Source organism: Flavobacterium cellulosilyticum, assembly GCF_004349355.1.
Taxonomy (GTDB): domain Bacteria; phylum Bacteroidota; class Bacteroidia; order Flavobacteriales; family Flavobacteriaceae; genus Flavobacterium; species Flavobacterium cellulosilyticum.
The window spans coordinates 64,399-80,336 of sequence record NZ_SMFK01000005.1 but is presented as its reverse complement, the minus strand read 5'-3'; the positions used below and the strand labels follow the sequence as shown (position 1 = coordinate 80,336).

Below are 15,938 nucleotides of genomic sequence, written 5' to 3'. Positions count from 1 at the left end.
GATATCCCGATCGCGCGGTTATGAAGTAAATTTCTAGTAACCGGATAGCGCGGAATTCTATTCCGTGCCCACAATGTTGAGCAATTTATAATTTTCCGATGATTATTAAAATAGTTACGAAAGAAATGATACAGGACTAGATTATGAGTAAAAGGTAATTGCGTTAGATTTGTTTTAGTTGCTAATAGGAATGGGCACAGAATACAATTCTGCGCTATCCTTTAGAACATATATGTGCATATTCGAGAAAACGGGAGTCCTAACACTTTACCTAAAAAAGAGTCTCGACTGCGCCCGACTTGACAGCACATTTTAAAGTAAAAGATGGCTTTTTGTGAAATCGAGCGCAGTCGAGATTATGTCCAAAGCGAAAAGTCCAATTCTACTCACCAATTCTTTCATCTGGCCCATTATTAAAATAACCAAGAAATTTAAAAATTCTATCTTTGTGGCCTTGCTTGAAAATTCAAGTTAAATTATGAAGAAGTGAAAAAAGCGGAAAATTTAGCTACATGTTGGACTATTTGCCCCGAATGTAAGGGGCGTGGCAAAAAAAGTCGGGGACTCCCTAAGAAAGCACGACTCGACTACCAGCGGGCACTTGATCATTTTGACAAGTTGAAAGACGAAGGGACGCCACCAATTCGTCCTACAGCTCACCTTCACTCCTGCTTGAAATGTGGTGGTTCTGGCTTGCTTCATTCCGATAGCCAACCAATAGCGGATACAGAAAACTACCCTCACCTTGCTATTATTGGTGGAGGTATTGGAGGAGTGGCTCTCGCTGTGGCTTGTTTGCACCGCAGCATCCCTTTTACCCTTTATGAACGTGATACTAACTTCGAAGCTCGAGCTCAGGGTTATGGTCTCACCTTGCAACAAGCGAGTAAAGCAATCGAGGGATTGGGTATTTTCTCTTTAGATGAAGGAGTGATTTCAACAAGACATCTCGTTCATACTACAACAGGAAAAGTGATTGGGGAATGGGGAATCCGAAAATTAATGCAGTCAGATGTAAAAATAACTTCAAAACGTACTAATGTGCATATCGCACGGCAGTCTTTGCGCTTGGCACTGCTGGAGCAACTTGGCGGACATGATGCGGTACAATGGGGACACCAGCTAGTCGATTTTGTAGCATCTGAAGGCGGAGGAGTCGACCTGAGTTTTCAAGTGAATGGAGAGATTCAGCATGCCAAAGCAGATCTTGTGGTTGGTGCCGATGGTATTCGCAGTTCGGTGCGCAAGTTGCTTCTTGGTGACGGTATTACTCCTTTACGTTACCTTGGTTGTATTGTGATATTGGGTATTTGTCCTTTGAGTGCGCTCGAAGGGCTGAATAGTAGTTTGCTGGACTCGGCCACTGTATTTCAAACTGCCAATGGCAATGAACGAATCTACGTGATGCCCTATTCGTCTGACTCGGTGATGTGGCAATTGAGCTTCCCAATGTCCGAAAAAGAGGCGATGGTATTAAGTGCTCAAGGACCGCAAGCCCTCAAGAAAGAAGCGTGTCGTAGAACACAATGGCACGATCCCATTCCACAGATTTTAAAAGCGACGCTGAAAACTCAAATTTCTGGATACCCTGTATATGACCGAGAATTACTCCAATCAGAATTGTTAGAGAAAGGCGGACCAATAACACTGATTGGTGACGCTGCTCACCCAATGAGTCCATTCAAAGGACAGGGGGCAAATCAAGCGTTGCTAGACGCACTCTCGCTAGCTCGGGCTATTTCTAGTGGATGTTGGTCTTTATCGCAATGGAAAAAAGCGGGACTGAGAGATAGTGTATTAACGAAGTTTGAATCAGAAATGTTAGCACGCAGCGCTTCAAAAGTTAGCGATTCTGCTGCCGCTGCAGAGTTCTTGCATTCCGAAATTGTGCTTCATGAAGGCGATGAACCGAGAGGGCGTATTTTAAAGAGAAAAGACGCATAACTAGTCACCGTATAACTTAAAAAAATAATTAAAAATAGGGTTAGCACTGCGATTCCGATAATTATAGAATACTGATTACATTGTCTACCTATCTGCCAACAAACTTAACTTAGAAAAGGTTAAAATCGAATGTAATTGTGAGTACGAAGTCGTTTGAATTAGATAGAAGAAACCTCTTGTTATATAAATCAAAAGTAACTTATAATAACTTTAAGAACTCACCCTTGGGATTTACTTTGTACGAAACGACATCAATCAAAGTATCATTTACTTTTCTATTGCCTATAATATCTCCTTTTACATTATAAAGCAATTTGTCGACTGACATTTTTTTAATTTCAATCGTCTTGTCGTTTTTTATTACAAAATTGCGGTAATATTCAGTTTCAAATTCAAATCTACTATCCAACAACAACGCGTCAACCTGAACACCAGATCGATAACTATTCAGTTGAATATTGGCCACCTTACTATCATTTTCACCAAAAGTGGAATACAAAATAACTTTAAAATTGGTATCTCCAAGGTCGAACGATTTGATGGTATAATAATCAAAATGATCCGATTTAGTAAAATTAAAATCATTTTCTTTTACCTCAAAAGCCATTTCTTCAGTTGAAAATTTTTGAGGATCTTTTACAGCTGCAATTTTATATTCGTTAAATTCTTTATCGAAATCCAAATAGCTTTTAGTGTCTGCACTAGTATAAATTTCTTTCTTTTTTGCATGAATTGATGTGCTTATTGTCTCTGCCTTTTCGCTCGTCTTTTTGCAAGAAAAAAGTGTGCACAATCCTATTATTATAAGTAAAAAGTTTTTTTTCATTCTTTTATTTCTTTAAATAAGGGTTCGAAACCCTGTACGTGTAAATGATGGTAATGATCTTTAGTTTTGTGCGTAATGTGATTGAGATAGTGTGTTTTGCCTTTTATTTTATAGGACCAGCCTAACATACTTTTCCATCCAAACTTGTACAATGCATCATTCCATTTATTTTGCCTTTCATAATCTAAAGAGTCTGGCGTTTTTATGATATTTAGACTAGTTCCTTTGCCACAAGGTAACGATTTATCTTTTCTTAAATATTTAAAATCACCATTATTCCCATTGATATGACTCCTACTCGGCTTGGATGATCCATCATTATGGCTAAACCCATTACAACTGATATCCAAATAATTAACCTCGAACATGGCTCCAAAAAAACCAGCTAAAGTTTGTTCATTCAAATAGGATCGAGGCGAATCGACATTAAAATGATATTGATATTTGCCCTCTTTATAATATTTGGGCACCTCTTCTAGACTTATTAAATTGACAAATTTATCTTTATCTCCTTTGTATAGTGGCTTTTTGAAGATGGTAAATATACCTAAAACATGTTTATTTCCTTCTTTATCAAAATACACATATTTGTATTTATTCTCCAATTTTTTATTTACAATTTTAGGAATGTATTTTACTATGCGTCCATTATTGTATATTCTGTAGGTTACGATTTTACTTCCATTATTAATTTTTAGTTCCTTATCAACTAAAACTTTTAAAGAAGACATTTTAAGTTTAGGAATCGATTGTATACTATCATTAATGGTTTCGCTTAAAGTTTTTTTGGATAAAAGAGATAAATCTACTTTATCCAAATTGATAGTTATCATTCTTAAATTATTATTTTTTGCTGCTAGGTTTAAATGGGTTAGTACTAATAAGACAATAGATATAAAACAATACTTATTCATTAATAAAATTCTTGAAGTTTTTTTTAATAGTGGTGAATTGGGGGCGCAATTGGATATTTTTCCTAATTATTCAATATTTACAAATATACTTGGAATGATGTTTTAAAACAAAATCTTTTGACTGTATCTGGTTAAGTGTGGCTATTACAGCTAAAATAGGTTCTTTTGTACGATTTTTGAAGCCGCCATTTCTTGGAAAATCCAAATTAATTGCCCTTTCCAATTTTTAATTACATTTCTTTTTTGGTTAGGATTTAGTTTGACACCAATTTACTGATTGGCTATGTGAAAAGAAGTAATCTCATAAAGACTACTGTTTTAAAATTATGAAAGCAATATATCATTCTTAGCCCTGATCGAACCGATATCCTCCTCTTCCCGATACATCGAGAAGAGGAGATAAAGGCGAGAGCAGGAGGATTCGTTCTTGAAATCGCCAATGGTTCTGCTCCTAAAGAAAAATTGTTGTTTTATAATTTCCCTTAACTTGTTATAAATTAGAAGAAGGCGACAATCCCAAAATCGATATGTGCATTGTAGATTGGATTTATAAATTCATTGTTTTTTCTTTAAAATATCTTTTTTTAATTTATCAGTATAAAGTTTGCTAGCTTCTTCAATATATACGGGTTTGGCTGCATTTAATTGGGTATCTGTAATTGTCTTATAATTTTCATATTTTTTTCCGTTCCATCGCCAAATAGGAAACTAAAGTTATCGATAATTTAACATATTAACACTTAAAAATTGTCGTCTCAGGCTTATAAAATTCGAAACAACAAATAAACGTAATGATATTGCGCTTTCACCTTAAGATTTTAAAAAGTTAAGTTTCGTTATTAATAATGTTCTAATTTTGTTTTGTCTAGAAAACAACAATCTTCGCCAATTAAAAGAAGCTGTAAACGATATGAATCCAACAAAAATAATACTCCCTATAATTGTTATTGCTCAATTTTGCTGTACCTCACTTTGGTTTGCAAGCAATGCCGTAATGAGCGACTTAGTAATCAATTTTGGTCTTAACGAAAACGCTGTGGGATTCTTAACCTCAGCAGTGCAGTTTGGTTTTATTTTAGGCACTTTAGTTTTTGCACTATTAACAATAGCCGATCGTTTTTCCCCTTCAAAGGTATTCTTGATAAGCGCTTTATTTGGCGCTATATTCAACGCAGGAATTATATGGGATGGCAATAATTTAACCTCCATTCTCATTTTACGATTCTTAACCGGTTTTTTCCTCGCTGGAATTTACCCTGTTGGAATGAAAATAGCCACTGATTATTTTGAAAAAGGATTGGGCAAATCCTTGGGGTTTTTAGTTGGCGCCTTAGTACTAGGCACTGCTTTTCCGCATTTATTAAAAGGAATCACGAATGGGTTTCCATGGAAAGCCGTACTATTTACAACTTCTTCTCTAGCCATTCTGGGTGGTTTGATGATGGTCTTTTTAGTTCCCGATGGTCCGTATCGAAAACAAAGTCAAGGTATCAACTTATCGGCTTTCTTTAATGTATTTAAAAATCAAAACTTGCGTGCTGCTGCATTTGGTTATTTTGGCCACATGTGGGAGTTGTATGCTTTCTGGGCATTTACACCATTATTGTTAAAAACATATAGCAATTTGCACCATGAAGCAAGCTTTAACATTTCGGTTTTGTCTTTTACAATCATCGGAATTGGAGGACTTGCATGTGTACTTAGTGGTTATCTCTCACAAATCTTTGGTGTTAAAAACATAGCCTTTATATCCTTATTTTTATCCTGCATTTGTTGCCTTATTTGTCCATTATTATTTACACAAGCATCAGAAGGTTTTTTTATAACTTTCTTAATTTTCTGGGGTATGGTCGTAGTTGCCGATTCTCCTCTTCTGTCGACATTAGTCGCTCAAAATGCCCCTGCTGAGATAAAAGGAACAGCGCTTACCATTGTAAACTGTATTGGCTTTGCCATAACAATCCTTAGTATTCAATTAATCAGCTTGCTAAAAAACACGATTGACACTACTTTTATCTTTGGCTTTTTAGCCATCGGCCCCTTCCTTGGTTTATTGGCGTTAAGTAAAAAAACGAAACTTTAATTAAAATTGGCACGGCACTGGGTTTCCAATCCTAGGCAGGTTTTTGATTTATAAAAAAAATGAAAAATAAACATTCTCATAGCTACCATGAAATAAAAAACAGTACTCGAATACCCCAACTTTTGATGTCACATACAACAGAATTAAACTACTGATAATAAGTAATTAACACAAAATTACAAGTTTCTAGACAACAATTTTTTTATATTTGTTAGTTGTCAAACAAAGTCTTTTTCTGAGACTTTCATTGTCTTTATCTTACGCTTATAAACAAACTAAAAAATAGATTTTATGAAAAAAGTACTTTTCTTAACTGGAGATTTTACAGAAGATTATGAAACGATGGTTCCGTTTCAAATGCTTGAAATGGTTGGCTATGACGTTCATGCCGTTTGTCCTGACAAAAAAAAGGGAGATTCTATAAAAACTGCCATTCATGATTTTGAAGGTGACCAGACTTATACTGAAAAACCAGGACATAATTTTGTGTTGAACTACAGTTTTGATGCTGTAAAAGTGGAAGATTATGATGGCTTAGTGATTGCCGGAGGGAGAGCTCCAGAATATTTAAGACTAAACCCAAAAGTACTCGAATTAGTAAAGCATTTTTTCTCAACCAATAAACCTGTTGCTGCCATCTGCCACGGCATTCAAATTTTGACTGCTGCCGGTGTGGTAAAAGGAAGAAAACTAACGGCATACCCAGCAGTTGGTCCAGAAGTAACTTTAGCGGGAGGAGAATTCCAATCGATTCCTGTAGACGGAGCTTATGTAGATGGAAATCTTGTTACATCCCCAGCTTGGCCTGCACACCCGAGTTTTATAAGAGAATTTTTGAAACTTATGGGAGCAACAATTAAGATATAAGCCAAAAAGCTAGAATCCCGTCCAATAGGACATATCCTCATTAGTTTAACCCATCATAGTTTAAAGTCTTTTTCAACCCATCCTCAATTATGAAAATAGTTGGGGTTTTTTTCATTAAAGGAAGAAGTTCTCTATAAAAATATACTATTTTTGCCGCACAAAATTCGCTTTTCTGAAACTTTTTTACTCCATATTAATTTCATTTTTATTGCTTGTACCATCACTAAGCAATGTATTTATTTATTTGAATTTTAAGATTCATCAGGAAGAGATTACAAAGAACTTGTGTGTTCAACGTCAGATGAAAGTCAATCACTGTAACGGTCAATGTTTTTTATCTATCCAACTCAAAAAAGCAGCCGAAAAAGAGAAAAAAGAAGCTGCCAACTTAAGAGAAAAACAAGAATTAGTTTATATTTATTCTGTTTCAAAAAATCATTTTACTCCACAATTTAGTAGCGAAAAATCTAAAGTTTTGATTACGCTCCATTGCGAAAAACCAACATCAATTCAGTTAGGAATTTTTCGTCCACCACTCGTATAAATCTTTATTAATTTTCATTTCATCCCTCTTGAAATGACTTTTTCATAGGTTCAAACCCATGGAACAATCCCCCTATATAAAATTTACACAAAATTCTAATGAAAAAAATAATATTACTTTTCGTTCTAGCTCTTTTTGCTACTACCTCTTCTTACAGCCAATGCGCTTGTTGTGCCGCTTCAGGTGCCAGCGCAACTTCAACCGATTACAACAACGGAATTCTTACTTTACAAAAAAAACAATTCGTCATTGAAACTTATGGCGATTATAGAACAATCCAAGATGGTCATGCACATGAACATGATGAAAAACTACTCAAAAGCATGTTCATCAGTTCTTTAGGTGTTCGTTATGGTGTGACCGATAAAATCACAATTTCGGCATTGGTTCCTTATGTATTTCTGCATACAAATGACGGAAATAATCACGGAATTGGCGATTTGAATCTTATGGGGACTTTCACTGTTTTCTCGAAAAACAATTTAAATTTTGGTCTTCAAGCTGGTATTGAACTACCAACCGGAATTCAGAAAAATTCCAATTTCGACAACTCTACTGTGGTGGTAGGTTCTGGTTCTTATGACCCTATAGTTGGTGTGTTATTTTCAAAACATTGGGACAAAATGACACTCGTTGGCAATGCTCTTTATAAATATACTACCAAAGGTTTTCAGGACAATTATTACGGGAGTATTGCCATACAAAATCTATCCTTATCCTATAAAATAATAGAAGGCGGTCGTTTAAATTCCATCGATGAAAAAGAAGAAAATAAATCCTCCAATTTTGGTTGGAATATTTTTGGTGGCTATTATGGCGAAGGACTAGACAAGTTAAAAGAAGACTTAGAAGTGGATGAAAACTCAGGCTATTATCTCGGATTTGCCAATTTGGGAACTACACTTTCCCATAAAAAATGGAGTTTCCCTTTGACACTTTCTGTACCAATCATCAATAAAATGAATGGTGAACAAAATGATGCTGGAGTTCGGTTGCGTTTTGGAATTATAAAATCCTTTTAACTTGAGTTCGATTCGTTTTTAGGAGCATACTATTATCGTCACTTTTTGACCTATTTCCCGCTTTACGTTGCAATCTTTTGTCCCGCAAAACAAAGCGGGACAAAAGGATTTTCACTTTAATCGGGGCTATTATTCAAATTAGATTTGTTAATTCATTGTTGTCCGATTAATTCTTTTCCCAATAGATAAAACAGAATAGGTACAGTCCCTACTGCACATTAGGATTGGATTTGCTTGATTTATTTCTACCAATATTTTGCTCCTAACGGAGCTTGCCTCGTAGAGGTTAAATATTGGTAGTAAGAAAGTTGTAATCTGTGATTTGTCCCGTAGGGGCTGTACTTTTATAAAGAATTAATTTTATTGGACAATAATGTTTTTAATTAAAACCTTTAAAAAATTAAGAATTATTAAATTCCGATTTTTAATAACTATACTCCAATTTCAATCCTCAATTACGAATAGTACTTGAGGATTTTTTTTTACATTTGAGAAGAATATAATATCATAACTGTCAGCTAAACGGACTAATTTTAAGGACACAAACACTGTATAAAAACTTTGCCACGAATTACACGAATTTTCACTAATTTTTCAACAAACTACCTTGGGTCAGAGCCCCAGAGGTGTTAGCGAAATAACAGCCACAGATTCACAGATTTTAAAAAATCATTTTTAATCTGTGAATCTGTGGCAAAAAAAATCGAAAGAGATCTTCGAGGAATTAAATCTAAAGAGATTAAATCAGAAATTTGTGCTAATTCGTATAATTCGTGGCTAAAAAAAAATCAACTTGAAAAACATCACACGCACTGTTTGGATTTTATCATTTGTAAGTTTGTTTACAGATATGGCAAGTGAAATGTTGTATCCCATTATGCCAATTTATTTAAAAACTATTGGTTTTTCGATTGTGCTAATCGGAATTCTTGAAGGTGTTGCCGAAGCAGTCGCTGGACTCAGCAAAGGGTATTTTGGCAAACTTTCTGATAATTCAGGCAAACGAGTTCCTTTTGTGCAAATAGGCTATTGTTTAAGTGCTATTTCAAAACCAATGATGGCGATTTTCATATTTCCTCTTTGGATCTTCTTGGCAAGAACCATCGACCGTATTGGAAAAGGAATCCGAACTGGAGCCAGAGACGCGATTCTTTCAGATGAAGCTAGGCCCGAAACCAAAGGAAAAGTTTTTGGTTTTCATCGCTCGATGGATACTTTAGGAGCTGTTTTGGGACCATTACTAGCCTTGCTCTACCTCTATTTTTATCCAGAAGACTACAAAACCTTATTTTACATTGCATTTTTCCCAGGTGTTTTAGCCATCTTAGTTTCCTTTTTACTCAAAGACAATAGGAATTCAATATCAAAAAAGAATACCTCAACCTCTTTTTTTGCCTCTTTTCACTATTGGAAAAACAGTCCTGTATTGTATCGCAAAGTAGTTATTGGATTATTGGCCTTTGCCTTATTCAATAGTTCAGATGTATTTCTATTATTGAAAGCAAAACAATCAGGATTAAGCGACACTTACGTCATTGGATTGTACATATTTTACAATTTGATTTATGCCCTCTTTGCTTTACCTATTGGAATAATGGCTGACAAAATTGGATTGAAAAAAACGTTTGTAATTGGACTTTGTTTATTTGCGTTCGTGTATTTGGGAATGGGTTTCAGTACAAATAGAAATACACTAATTGGACTATTTTCCCTTTACGGAATTTATGCTGCTGCCACCGAAGGTATTGCCAAAGCTTTGATTAGCAATAGCATCGACAAAAAAGACACAGCAACCGCAATAGGAACCTATGCTGGTTTTCAAAGTATTTGCGCAATGCTAGCAAGTTCATTGGCGGGATTGATTTGGTATCAATTTGGCGCAAGCGAAACCTTTATCGTAACAGGAATTGCCACAATTTTCATTCTGATTTATTTTGTGTTTTGGGTGAACCCAAGAGTTGTAAATTTAGAAAAAAAGAAAAACTCAGAATAGTGGAATAATTTAAAAAACCATAAAACTACTGCAAATTTGAGCTTTTTATGCGCTGTGCAAAAAAACTTCAGCTGGAATACTAAAATAATCTTTCAGTTTTTGTGCCATTTTTAAGGTTAACTCTCGTTTTCCAGAAAGAATGGCTGAAACATGTCCTTTACTTCCTATTATAGGTTCAAGATCTTTGGCTTTCAATCCCATTTCTTGCATTTTATATTTAATAACTTCTATTGCATCAAGATCGGGTAATTTATAATTTTTCACATCATAATCTTGAACCAAAACAGTTAATAAATCTAATTCATCACCCTCTGGAGTGTTTGGTTCTGCATGGAATATTTCCATCAATCGCATGGAAGCTTTGTTGTAATCTTCTTCTGTTTTTAATACTTTCCATTTCATAATTCTATTTTTTATCGGTTAAGATTTTGGTGTCAAAAATTACAGATGCAACATTAATTTTGTCATATTCTTTGTGTGTTCCGAACCATATTACATAGCAAGCCGTTTGTACAAAATTTATTGAAACCACTAATCGAAATTCATTGCCTTTTATATTGAAAACAACTCTATTATGATTTACAACACTTGCATTTCCATATACTTTTTTGAGTTCGTTAAAATTGCTAAAATCTATTTTAGAAAACTCATTATACCAAATTAATAATGGCGTTTCTGCCATTGGATATTTTTTGATGTAAAATAAAATCGTTTTCTTAACTAGGATTTTCATTGACCAAATATAAATAAAAGTTTTCAATTTGCAAACTTTTGTATTGTTTAATTATAGTATTTGGTAAGTTCTTGTGTTATGAAAAGACAAGAATAGAAAAATTCATATTATTTCATCAAAATATTCTTTACATTTACTCCATCAAAAACTAAAAAATTAACCTTTAAATATACTTATTATGGCTAAAAGTCAAGACGCAAAAAAAACCGTAAAAAAAGAACCTCTTAAAACTCCTAAAGAAAAGGCAGCTGAAAAAAGAGAAAAGAAAAATGCTCCTAAAAGAGACTAAAAATTAGTGTTCAGTATTTAGTGTTCAGTTTGGTACTGAACACTATTTTTTTACTGAACACTGAACACTACTTTAAAGGTATGTTCTCCAAAATTTCCAGAACAAATTTCCAGAATTTTTGAGACGATTTTATCGAAGCTCTTTCGTCTGGTGAGTGAGCACCTTGGATCGTTGGTCCAAAAGAAATCATATCCATTTCAGGATAATTAGTTCCCAGAATCCCACATTCTAGTCCTGCGTGACATGCTACCACATTGGCTTTCGTGCCGTTTTGTTTTTCGTAAACACTTTCTAAAACAGTTAAAATTTCCGAATTAACATTAGGTGTCCAACCTGGATAAGAACCTGATAATTCCACATAACAACCACTCAATTCAAAAGAAGAACGTAAGGCATTCGCCAAATCAAATTTGGACGTTTCCACCGAAGAACGGGTCAAACAACCAATTTTAATTTCTCCGTCTTTGATGATAACTCTTGCAATATTATTGGAAGTTTCGACTAAATCTTTCATTTCAGCCGACATCCGGTAAACACCATTATGAGCTGCGTAAATCGAACGGATAATTCCTTCTTGAACTCCTAAATCCATAACACTTTTCGGCAAATCGCATTTCACGATTTCGATTATCAAGTTAGGTTCAGTCGTTTTGAATTCGGTTTTAATGTCATTGATGATTTCTTGCATATCGAAAATATAGGCTTCATCATACATTCCGGCAACAATCACTTTAGCAACACTTTCACGAGGAATAGCATTGCGCAAACTTCCACCATTGATTTCAGCAACTTGTAGTCCAAAGTTTTCGAAAGCATCAAATAACAAACGATTCATAATTTTATTGGCATTACCCAAACCTTTGTGAATATCCATTCCTGAATGACCACCATTTAAGCCTTTAACCGTTATCGTATACCCTACCGAATGTTCAGGTGTTTCCTCTTCGTGATATTCTCTAGTAGCGGTAACATCGATTCCTCCGGCGCAACCAATGTCGATTTCATCATCTTCTTCGGTGTCCATATTCAAAAGGATTTCTCCTTTTAGGATTCCTCCTTTCAGATTCATTGCGCCTGTCATTCCAGTTTCTTCGTCAATGGTAAACAAGGCTTCTATTGCTGGGTGTTGGATTGCTGTGGATTCTAAAATCGCCATGATCATTGCCACTCCAAGTCCATTATCGGCGCCAAGTGTAGTGCCACGAGCACGAACCCAGTCGCCATCGACATACATATCAATTCCTTGGGTATCAAAATCGAAAACGGTATCCGAGTTTTTTTGGTGTACCATATCCAAATGTCCTTGAAGGACAACGGTTTTACGATTTTCCATTCCAGCTGTGGCAGGTTTTCGGATAATTACGTTTCGGATTTCGTCTTCAAAAGTTTCCAATCCCAATGAATTTCCGAAGTTTTTCATGAATTCGATTACTCGATCTTCTTTTTTGGATGGACGTGGAACGGCATTTAAATCGGCAAATTTATTCCAAAGCGCTTTTGGCTCTAGATTTCTTATTTCTTGGCTCATTTTATTTTTTTTATATTATTTAGGATATTTTGACGGATTCAAAGAAGTATTAAAAACTGACATTATAAAAATAGTTTTAAGTTTTTCATCAATGAAATAAAGAATAATAAAAGGAAATTTACGAATAGGAAAACCATGATAATCTTTATATCTAACCTGAAAAAATGGACTTTTAGTTAAAGTTTTAATATGTTGGTCAACAACTTGGTAAAAAAGTTCACCCAATCCATCTTGTTTAGAATCATAATAGTTAATTGCATCTTGAATGTCTAGTATAGCTCTTGGTTCAATTACAACTTTATAAATCATTTTTCAGATTTAAAACGCAATTGTTTTTTTGCATCGTTCCAAGGAATGAAATCATCTGTTTTTGAAGTTGATCTTCTTTCATCCAACAAAATTTTCATGTCCTCAGTTACAGCAATTTCATCTACAACTGTTTCGTAATTAAACTTTTCTATTAATTTCATAAAGAAAGTCAATTCATTATCTGGAATATTTAAAGTGATTTGTGTCATTCTTCCTTTTATTGAATAACAAATTTACAAAAAAAGAAAGCCTACAACTATTTTAATTGTTATTTTTATGCCAAAAGTAAACACGTGCAACGCAAATTCATTCTTCCTTTATTTCTTATCGTTCAAATTCTGTTTTTGAAAATTATTGTCTTTTTTCCAGAGTTTGTAGAGCAATTTTACAGCAACGGATTGTATGTGAACCTTTCGAATTTTTCGAGAATAATTTTAGGAAAAGTTCCGTTTTCTGTTGGTGATGTACTTTATGGAATCGTGATTATTTATGTTCTACAATTTCTTTGGAAAAGTCGTAAATCTTGGCGTGAATTTAAGCAAAATTGGAAAAACAATAGTTTGAAAGTTTTAAGTATTCTTTCGGTTGTGTATTTTTTGTTTCACATTTTATGGGCATTGAATTATTACCGCGAACCGCTTTTTGAAAAAATGAAAATCGAAAGGGATTACACAGATGCTGATTTACTCACTTTTACCAAAGAACTAATTTCTAAAACCAATGAAATTCAAACTCAAATCACTAAAAACGATACTCTTAAAGTAGTTTTACCCTATTCGAATGAGCAAGTTTTTGATATGAATTTGAATGGATACAAAAGACTTTCGAATCAATATCCTTTTTTCACTTATACCCATCCTAGTGTCAAGAAATCACTTTTCAGTGTACCACTTACTTATATGGGATTTGCGGGTTATTTGAATCCGTTTACCAACGAAGCACAGGTCAATTATTTGATGCCGATGTTCAATTCTCCAACGACATCTTGCCACGAAATGGCACACCAAATGGGATTTGCGAGCGAAAGTGAATGTAATTTTATTGGATTTCTAGCTTCGGTAAAAAACGACAATTTATACTTTCAATATTCGGGTTATAGTTTTGCCTTGCGCTATTGTTTGCGGAATTGGTACGTTCGTGATGAGAAAGTATTTGATGAATTACTAAAAACTGTTCATCCCGGAATCTTGAAAAACTACAAAGAAAGTGAAGATTTCTGGAAACAATATGACACTTTTATTGACGATGGTTTCCATCTTTTTTATGACAACTTCCTAAAAATGAATCAACAAAAAGACGGTATGGACAGCTACAACAAATTCGTGAATTTGATGGTGAATTATTACAAAGCTAATAAGCTTTAGTCGAAAGTCATAAAGTCATAATGTCATAATATCAAATAATTGTTACTATTACTACATTCAACTTTAAGCCTTTAGACTTTATGACCTCTTAAACCTCATCACTCGTAAAAGTGACAAAACTTTTCTTTTTAAAAGGACGAATAATCAATCTTCCTTCGCGGTCAAAACGAATGTAGTTGTACACCCAATTCAGGAAAACCACCGCTTTGTTTTTGAATCCAATTAGTGAAAACAAATGCACAAACATCCAAACGAACCAAGCAAAAATTCCACTAAAATGGTAAGGTGGCATATCGACCACTGCCTTATTGCGACCAATGGTTGCCATTGAACCTTTGTCTTTATATTCAAAAGGCTTCATGGGTTGTTTATTTACTAGTTTCAGCAAGTTTTCTCCTAATAACCTTCCTTGTTGGATTGCAGGTTGTGCCATCATGGGATGTCCTTCAGGAAACCCATCAATTTCCATCATGGCAATATCGCCAATGGCAAAAATAGCATCATAACCTACAACTTGACTGAATTGATTCACACGAATGCGTTTTACTTTTTTGACTAAGGATTTACCATCTAATCCATCGATCATGGCTCCTTGTACCCCAGCGGTCCAAATTAAGGTAGAAGTATCTATCGTTAAATCAGTATTGGTGGTAATGGTTCGGCCATTATAGTTGGTTACCCGAACATTTTTTCTGACTTTCACCCCTAGGTTCAATAAAAATTGTTCTGCTTCTTGGGATGATTTTTCACTCATGGTATTGAGAATTCTATCGCCAGATTGAATGAGGTTGATTTCCATTTTGGCAATATCGAGATCGGGATAATCTTTTTGGAGAATATCTTTTTTCATTTCGGCAAGCGCGCCAGCCAGTTCCACACCAGTTGGCCCTCCTCCTACTAATACAAAATTGATCAATCGATTTCTATCAGCCTCATCTTCTATAAGAACGGCTTGTTCAAAGTTTTCTAAAATTAGACTACGGATATTGAGTGATTGCGGAATAGTTTTCATTGCCATGGAGTTGCGCTCAATTTCTTTGTTGCCAAAATAATTGGTTTTTGATCCTGTAGCAATTACGAGATAATCATAACTCAAATCTCCAATTTCGGTGATTACTTTTTTGTTTGCAGTGTCAATTTCTTTTACGGAGGTGAGTCGGAAATAAATATCTTCATATTCCTGAATGACTTTACGAATGGGATAAGCAATGGAACCCGCTTCGAGTCCGCCAGTAGCTACTTGATACAATAAAGGTTGAAATGTATGATAATTGTGTTTATCAAGTAGTACTACTTGAACTTTTTTATTTTTGAGTTTTTTGGCCAAAGCAATACCAGCAAAACCTCCGCCGATGATTACTATTCTAGGATTAGAAGATTGTTTGATATTCATAAAATGTAGTTATATCACAAATATACGAAGATTAAAGAATTTTATTCATAGTTGTCATTTCAGCTTCGTCGAAATGACAAATTGTTAGCGTTATTATGAATAACAAAATGTCATAAAATAGCCCCGAGT

At 34.5% G+C, this 15,938-nt stretch carries 15 protein-coding genes; 7 read left to right on the top strand and 8 right to left on the bottom strand.

The window, feature by feature from the left end:
* The first annotated feature begins 486 nt into the window (after positions 1 to 486).
* On the top strand, positions 487 to 1,944 hold the full coding sequence (locus E0F76_RS09915) for an FAD-dependent oxidoreductase (RefSeq protein ID WP_132004995.1): 1,458 nt from the start codon (positions 487 to 489) through the stop codon (positions 1,942 to 1,944).
* Between the two features lie 199 nt (positions 1,945 to 2,143).
* On the opposite strand, the gene E0F76_RS09910 is transcribed toward E0F76_RS09915, so the two are convergent.
* Together E0F76_RS09910 and E0F76_RS09905 are read right to left on the bottom strand one after the other, a co-directional pair.
* The gene (locus E0F76_RS09910; RefSeq protein ID WP_132004992.1) at positions 2,144 to 2,770 is read right to left on the bottom strand and encodes a hypothetical protein; all 627 of its coding nucleotides are present in this window, start codon (positions 2,768 to 2,770) and stop codon (positions 2,144 to 2,146) included.
* Positions 2,767 to 3,603: a hypothetical protein gene (locus tag E0F76_RS09905; protein WP_132004989.1), complete on the bottom strand. Its 837-nt coding sequence runs from the start codon at positions 3,601 to 3,603 to the stop codon at positions 2,767 to 2,769. The genes E0F76_RS09910 and E0F76_RS09905 overlap by 4 nt, the downstream gene beginning before the upstream one ends.
* Positions 3,604 to 4,594: 991 nt before the next feature.
* Here E0F76_RS09905 and E0F76_RS09900 point away from each other — a divergent pair.
* The 5 genes from E0F76_RS09900 (at position 4,595) to E0F76_RS09880 (ending at position 10,193) form a co-directional block, all read left to right on the top strand.
* A complete protein-coding gene (locus E0F76_RS09900) occupies positions 4,595 to 5,767 on the top strand; it encodes an MFS transporter (RefSeq protein ID WP_132005427.1) in 1,173 nt (390 codons plus the stop codon).
* A 291-nt stretch (positions 5,768 to 6,058) separates the two neighbouring features.
* Positions 6,059 to 6,634: a DJ-1/PfpI family protein gene (locus tag E0F76_RS09895; RefSeq protein WP_132004986.1), complete on the top strand. Its 576-nt coding sequence runs from the start codon at positions 6,059 to 6,061 to the stop codon at positions 6,632 to 6,634.
* Positions 6,635 to 6,935: 301 nt separating this feature from the next.
* Positions 6,936 to 7,178, top strand: coding sequence for a hypothetical protein (locus E0F76_RS09890; RefSeq protein ID WP_132004983.1), 243 nt, complete (start codon positions 6,936 to 6,938; stop codon positions 7,176 to 7,178).
* A 98-nt stretch (positions 7,179 to 7,276) separates the two neighbouring features.
* Positions 7,277 to 8,200 (top strand): transporter, encoded by a 924-nt coding sequence (locus E0F76_RS09885; RefSeq protein WP_132004980.1) that lies wholly within the window; start codon positions 7,277 to 7,279, stop codon positions 8,198 to 8,200.
* Between the two features lie 793 nt (positions 8,201 to 8,993).
* Positions 8,994 to 10,193, top strand: a complete 1,200-nt coding sequence (locus E0F76_RS09880) for an MFS transporter (RefSeq protein ID WP_132004977.1) — start codon at positions 8,994 to 8,996, stop codon at positions 10,191 to 10,193.
* A gap of 45 nt (positions 10,194 to 10,238) precedes the next feature.
* On the opposite strand, the gene E0F76_RS09875 is transcribed toward E0F76_RS09880, so the two are convergent.
* The 5 genes from E0F76_RS09875 to E0F76_RS09850 all read right to left on the bottom strand — a co-directional run bounded on the left by E0F76_RS09875 (position 10,239) and on the right by E0F76_RS09850 (position 13,261).
* Positions 10,239 to 10,595, bottom strand: a complete 357-nt coding sequence (locus E0F76_RS09875) for a helix-turn-helix domain-containing protein (RefSeq protein ID WP_132004974.1) — start codon at positions 10,593 to 10,595, stop codon at positions 10,239 to 10,241.
* Positions 10,596 to 10,599: 4 nt separating this feature from the next.
* Positions 10,600 to 10,926, bottom strand: coding sequence for a type II toxin-antitoxin system HigB family toxin (locus E0F76_RS09870; protein ID WP_132004971.1), 327 nt, complete (start codon positions 10,924 to 10,926; stop codon positions 10,600 to 10,602).
* A gap of 356 nt (positions 10,927 to 11,282) precedes the next feature.
* Complete coding sequence (locus E0F76_RS09860) at positions 11,283 to 12,743, bottom strand: aminoacyl-histidine dipeptidase (protein ID WP_132004965.1); 1,461 nt, start codon at positions 12,741 to 12,743, stop codon at positions 11,283 to 11,285.
* Between the two features lie 15 nt (positions 12,744 to 12,758).
* Positions 12,759 to 13,052 (bottom strand): hypothetical protein, encoded by a 294-nt coding sequence (locus E0F76_RS09855; protein WP_132004962.1) that lies wholly within the window; start codon positions 13,050 to 13,052, stop codon positions 12,759 to 12,761.
* Positions 13,049 to 13,261: a hypothetical protein gene (locus E0F76_RS09850; protein ID WP_132004959.1), complete on the bottom strand. Its 213-nt coding sequence runs from the start codon at positions 13,259 to 13,261 to the stop codon at positions 13,049 to 13,051. Before E0F76_RS09850 ends, E0F76_RS09855 begins: the two co-directional genes overlap by 4 nt.
* A gap of 84 nt (positions 13,262 to 13,345) precedes the next feature.
* Here E0F76_RS09850 and E0F76_RS09845 point away from each other — a divergent pair, with 84 nt between their 5' ends.
* Positions 13,346 to 14,416, top strand: coding sequence for a DUF3810 domain-containing protein (locus E0F76_RS09845; RefSeq protein WP_132004956.1), 1,071 nt, complete (start codon positions 13,346 to 13,348; stop codon positions 14,414 to 14,416).
* A gap of 88 nt (positions 14,417 to 14,504) precedes the next feature.
* On the opposite strand, the gene E0F76_RS09840 is transcribed toward E0F76_RS09845, so the two are convergent.
* Positions 14,505 to 15,809, bottom strand: coding sequence for an NAD(P)/FAD-dependent oxidoreductase (locus tag E0F76_RS09840; protein ID WP_132004953.1), 1,305 nt, complete (start codon positions 15,807 to 15,809; stop codon positions 14,505 to 14,507).
* Positions 15,810 to 15,938: the final 129 nt, after the last annotated feature.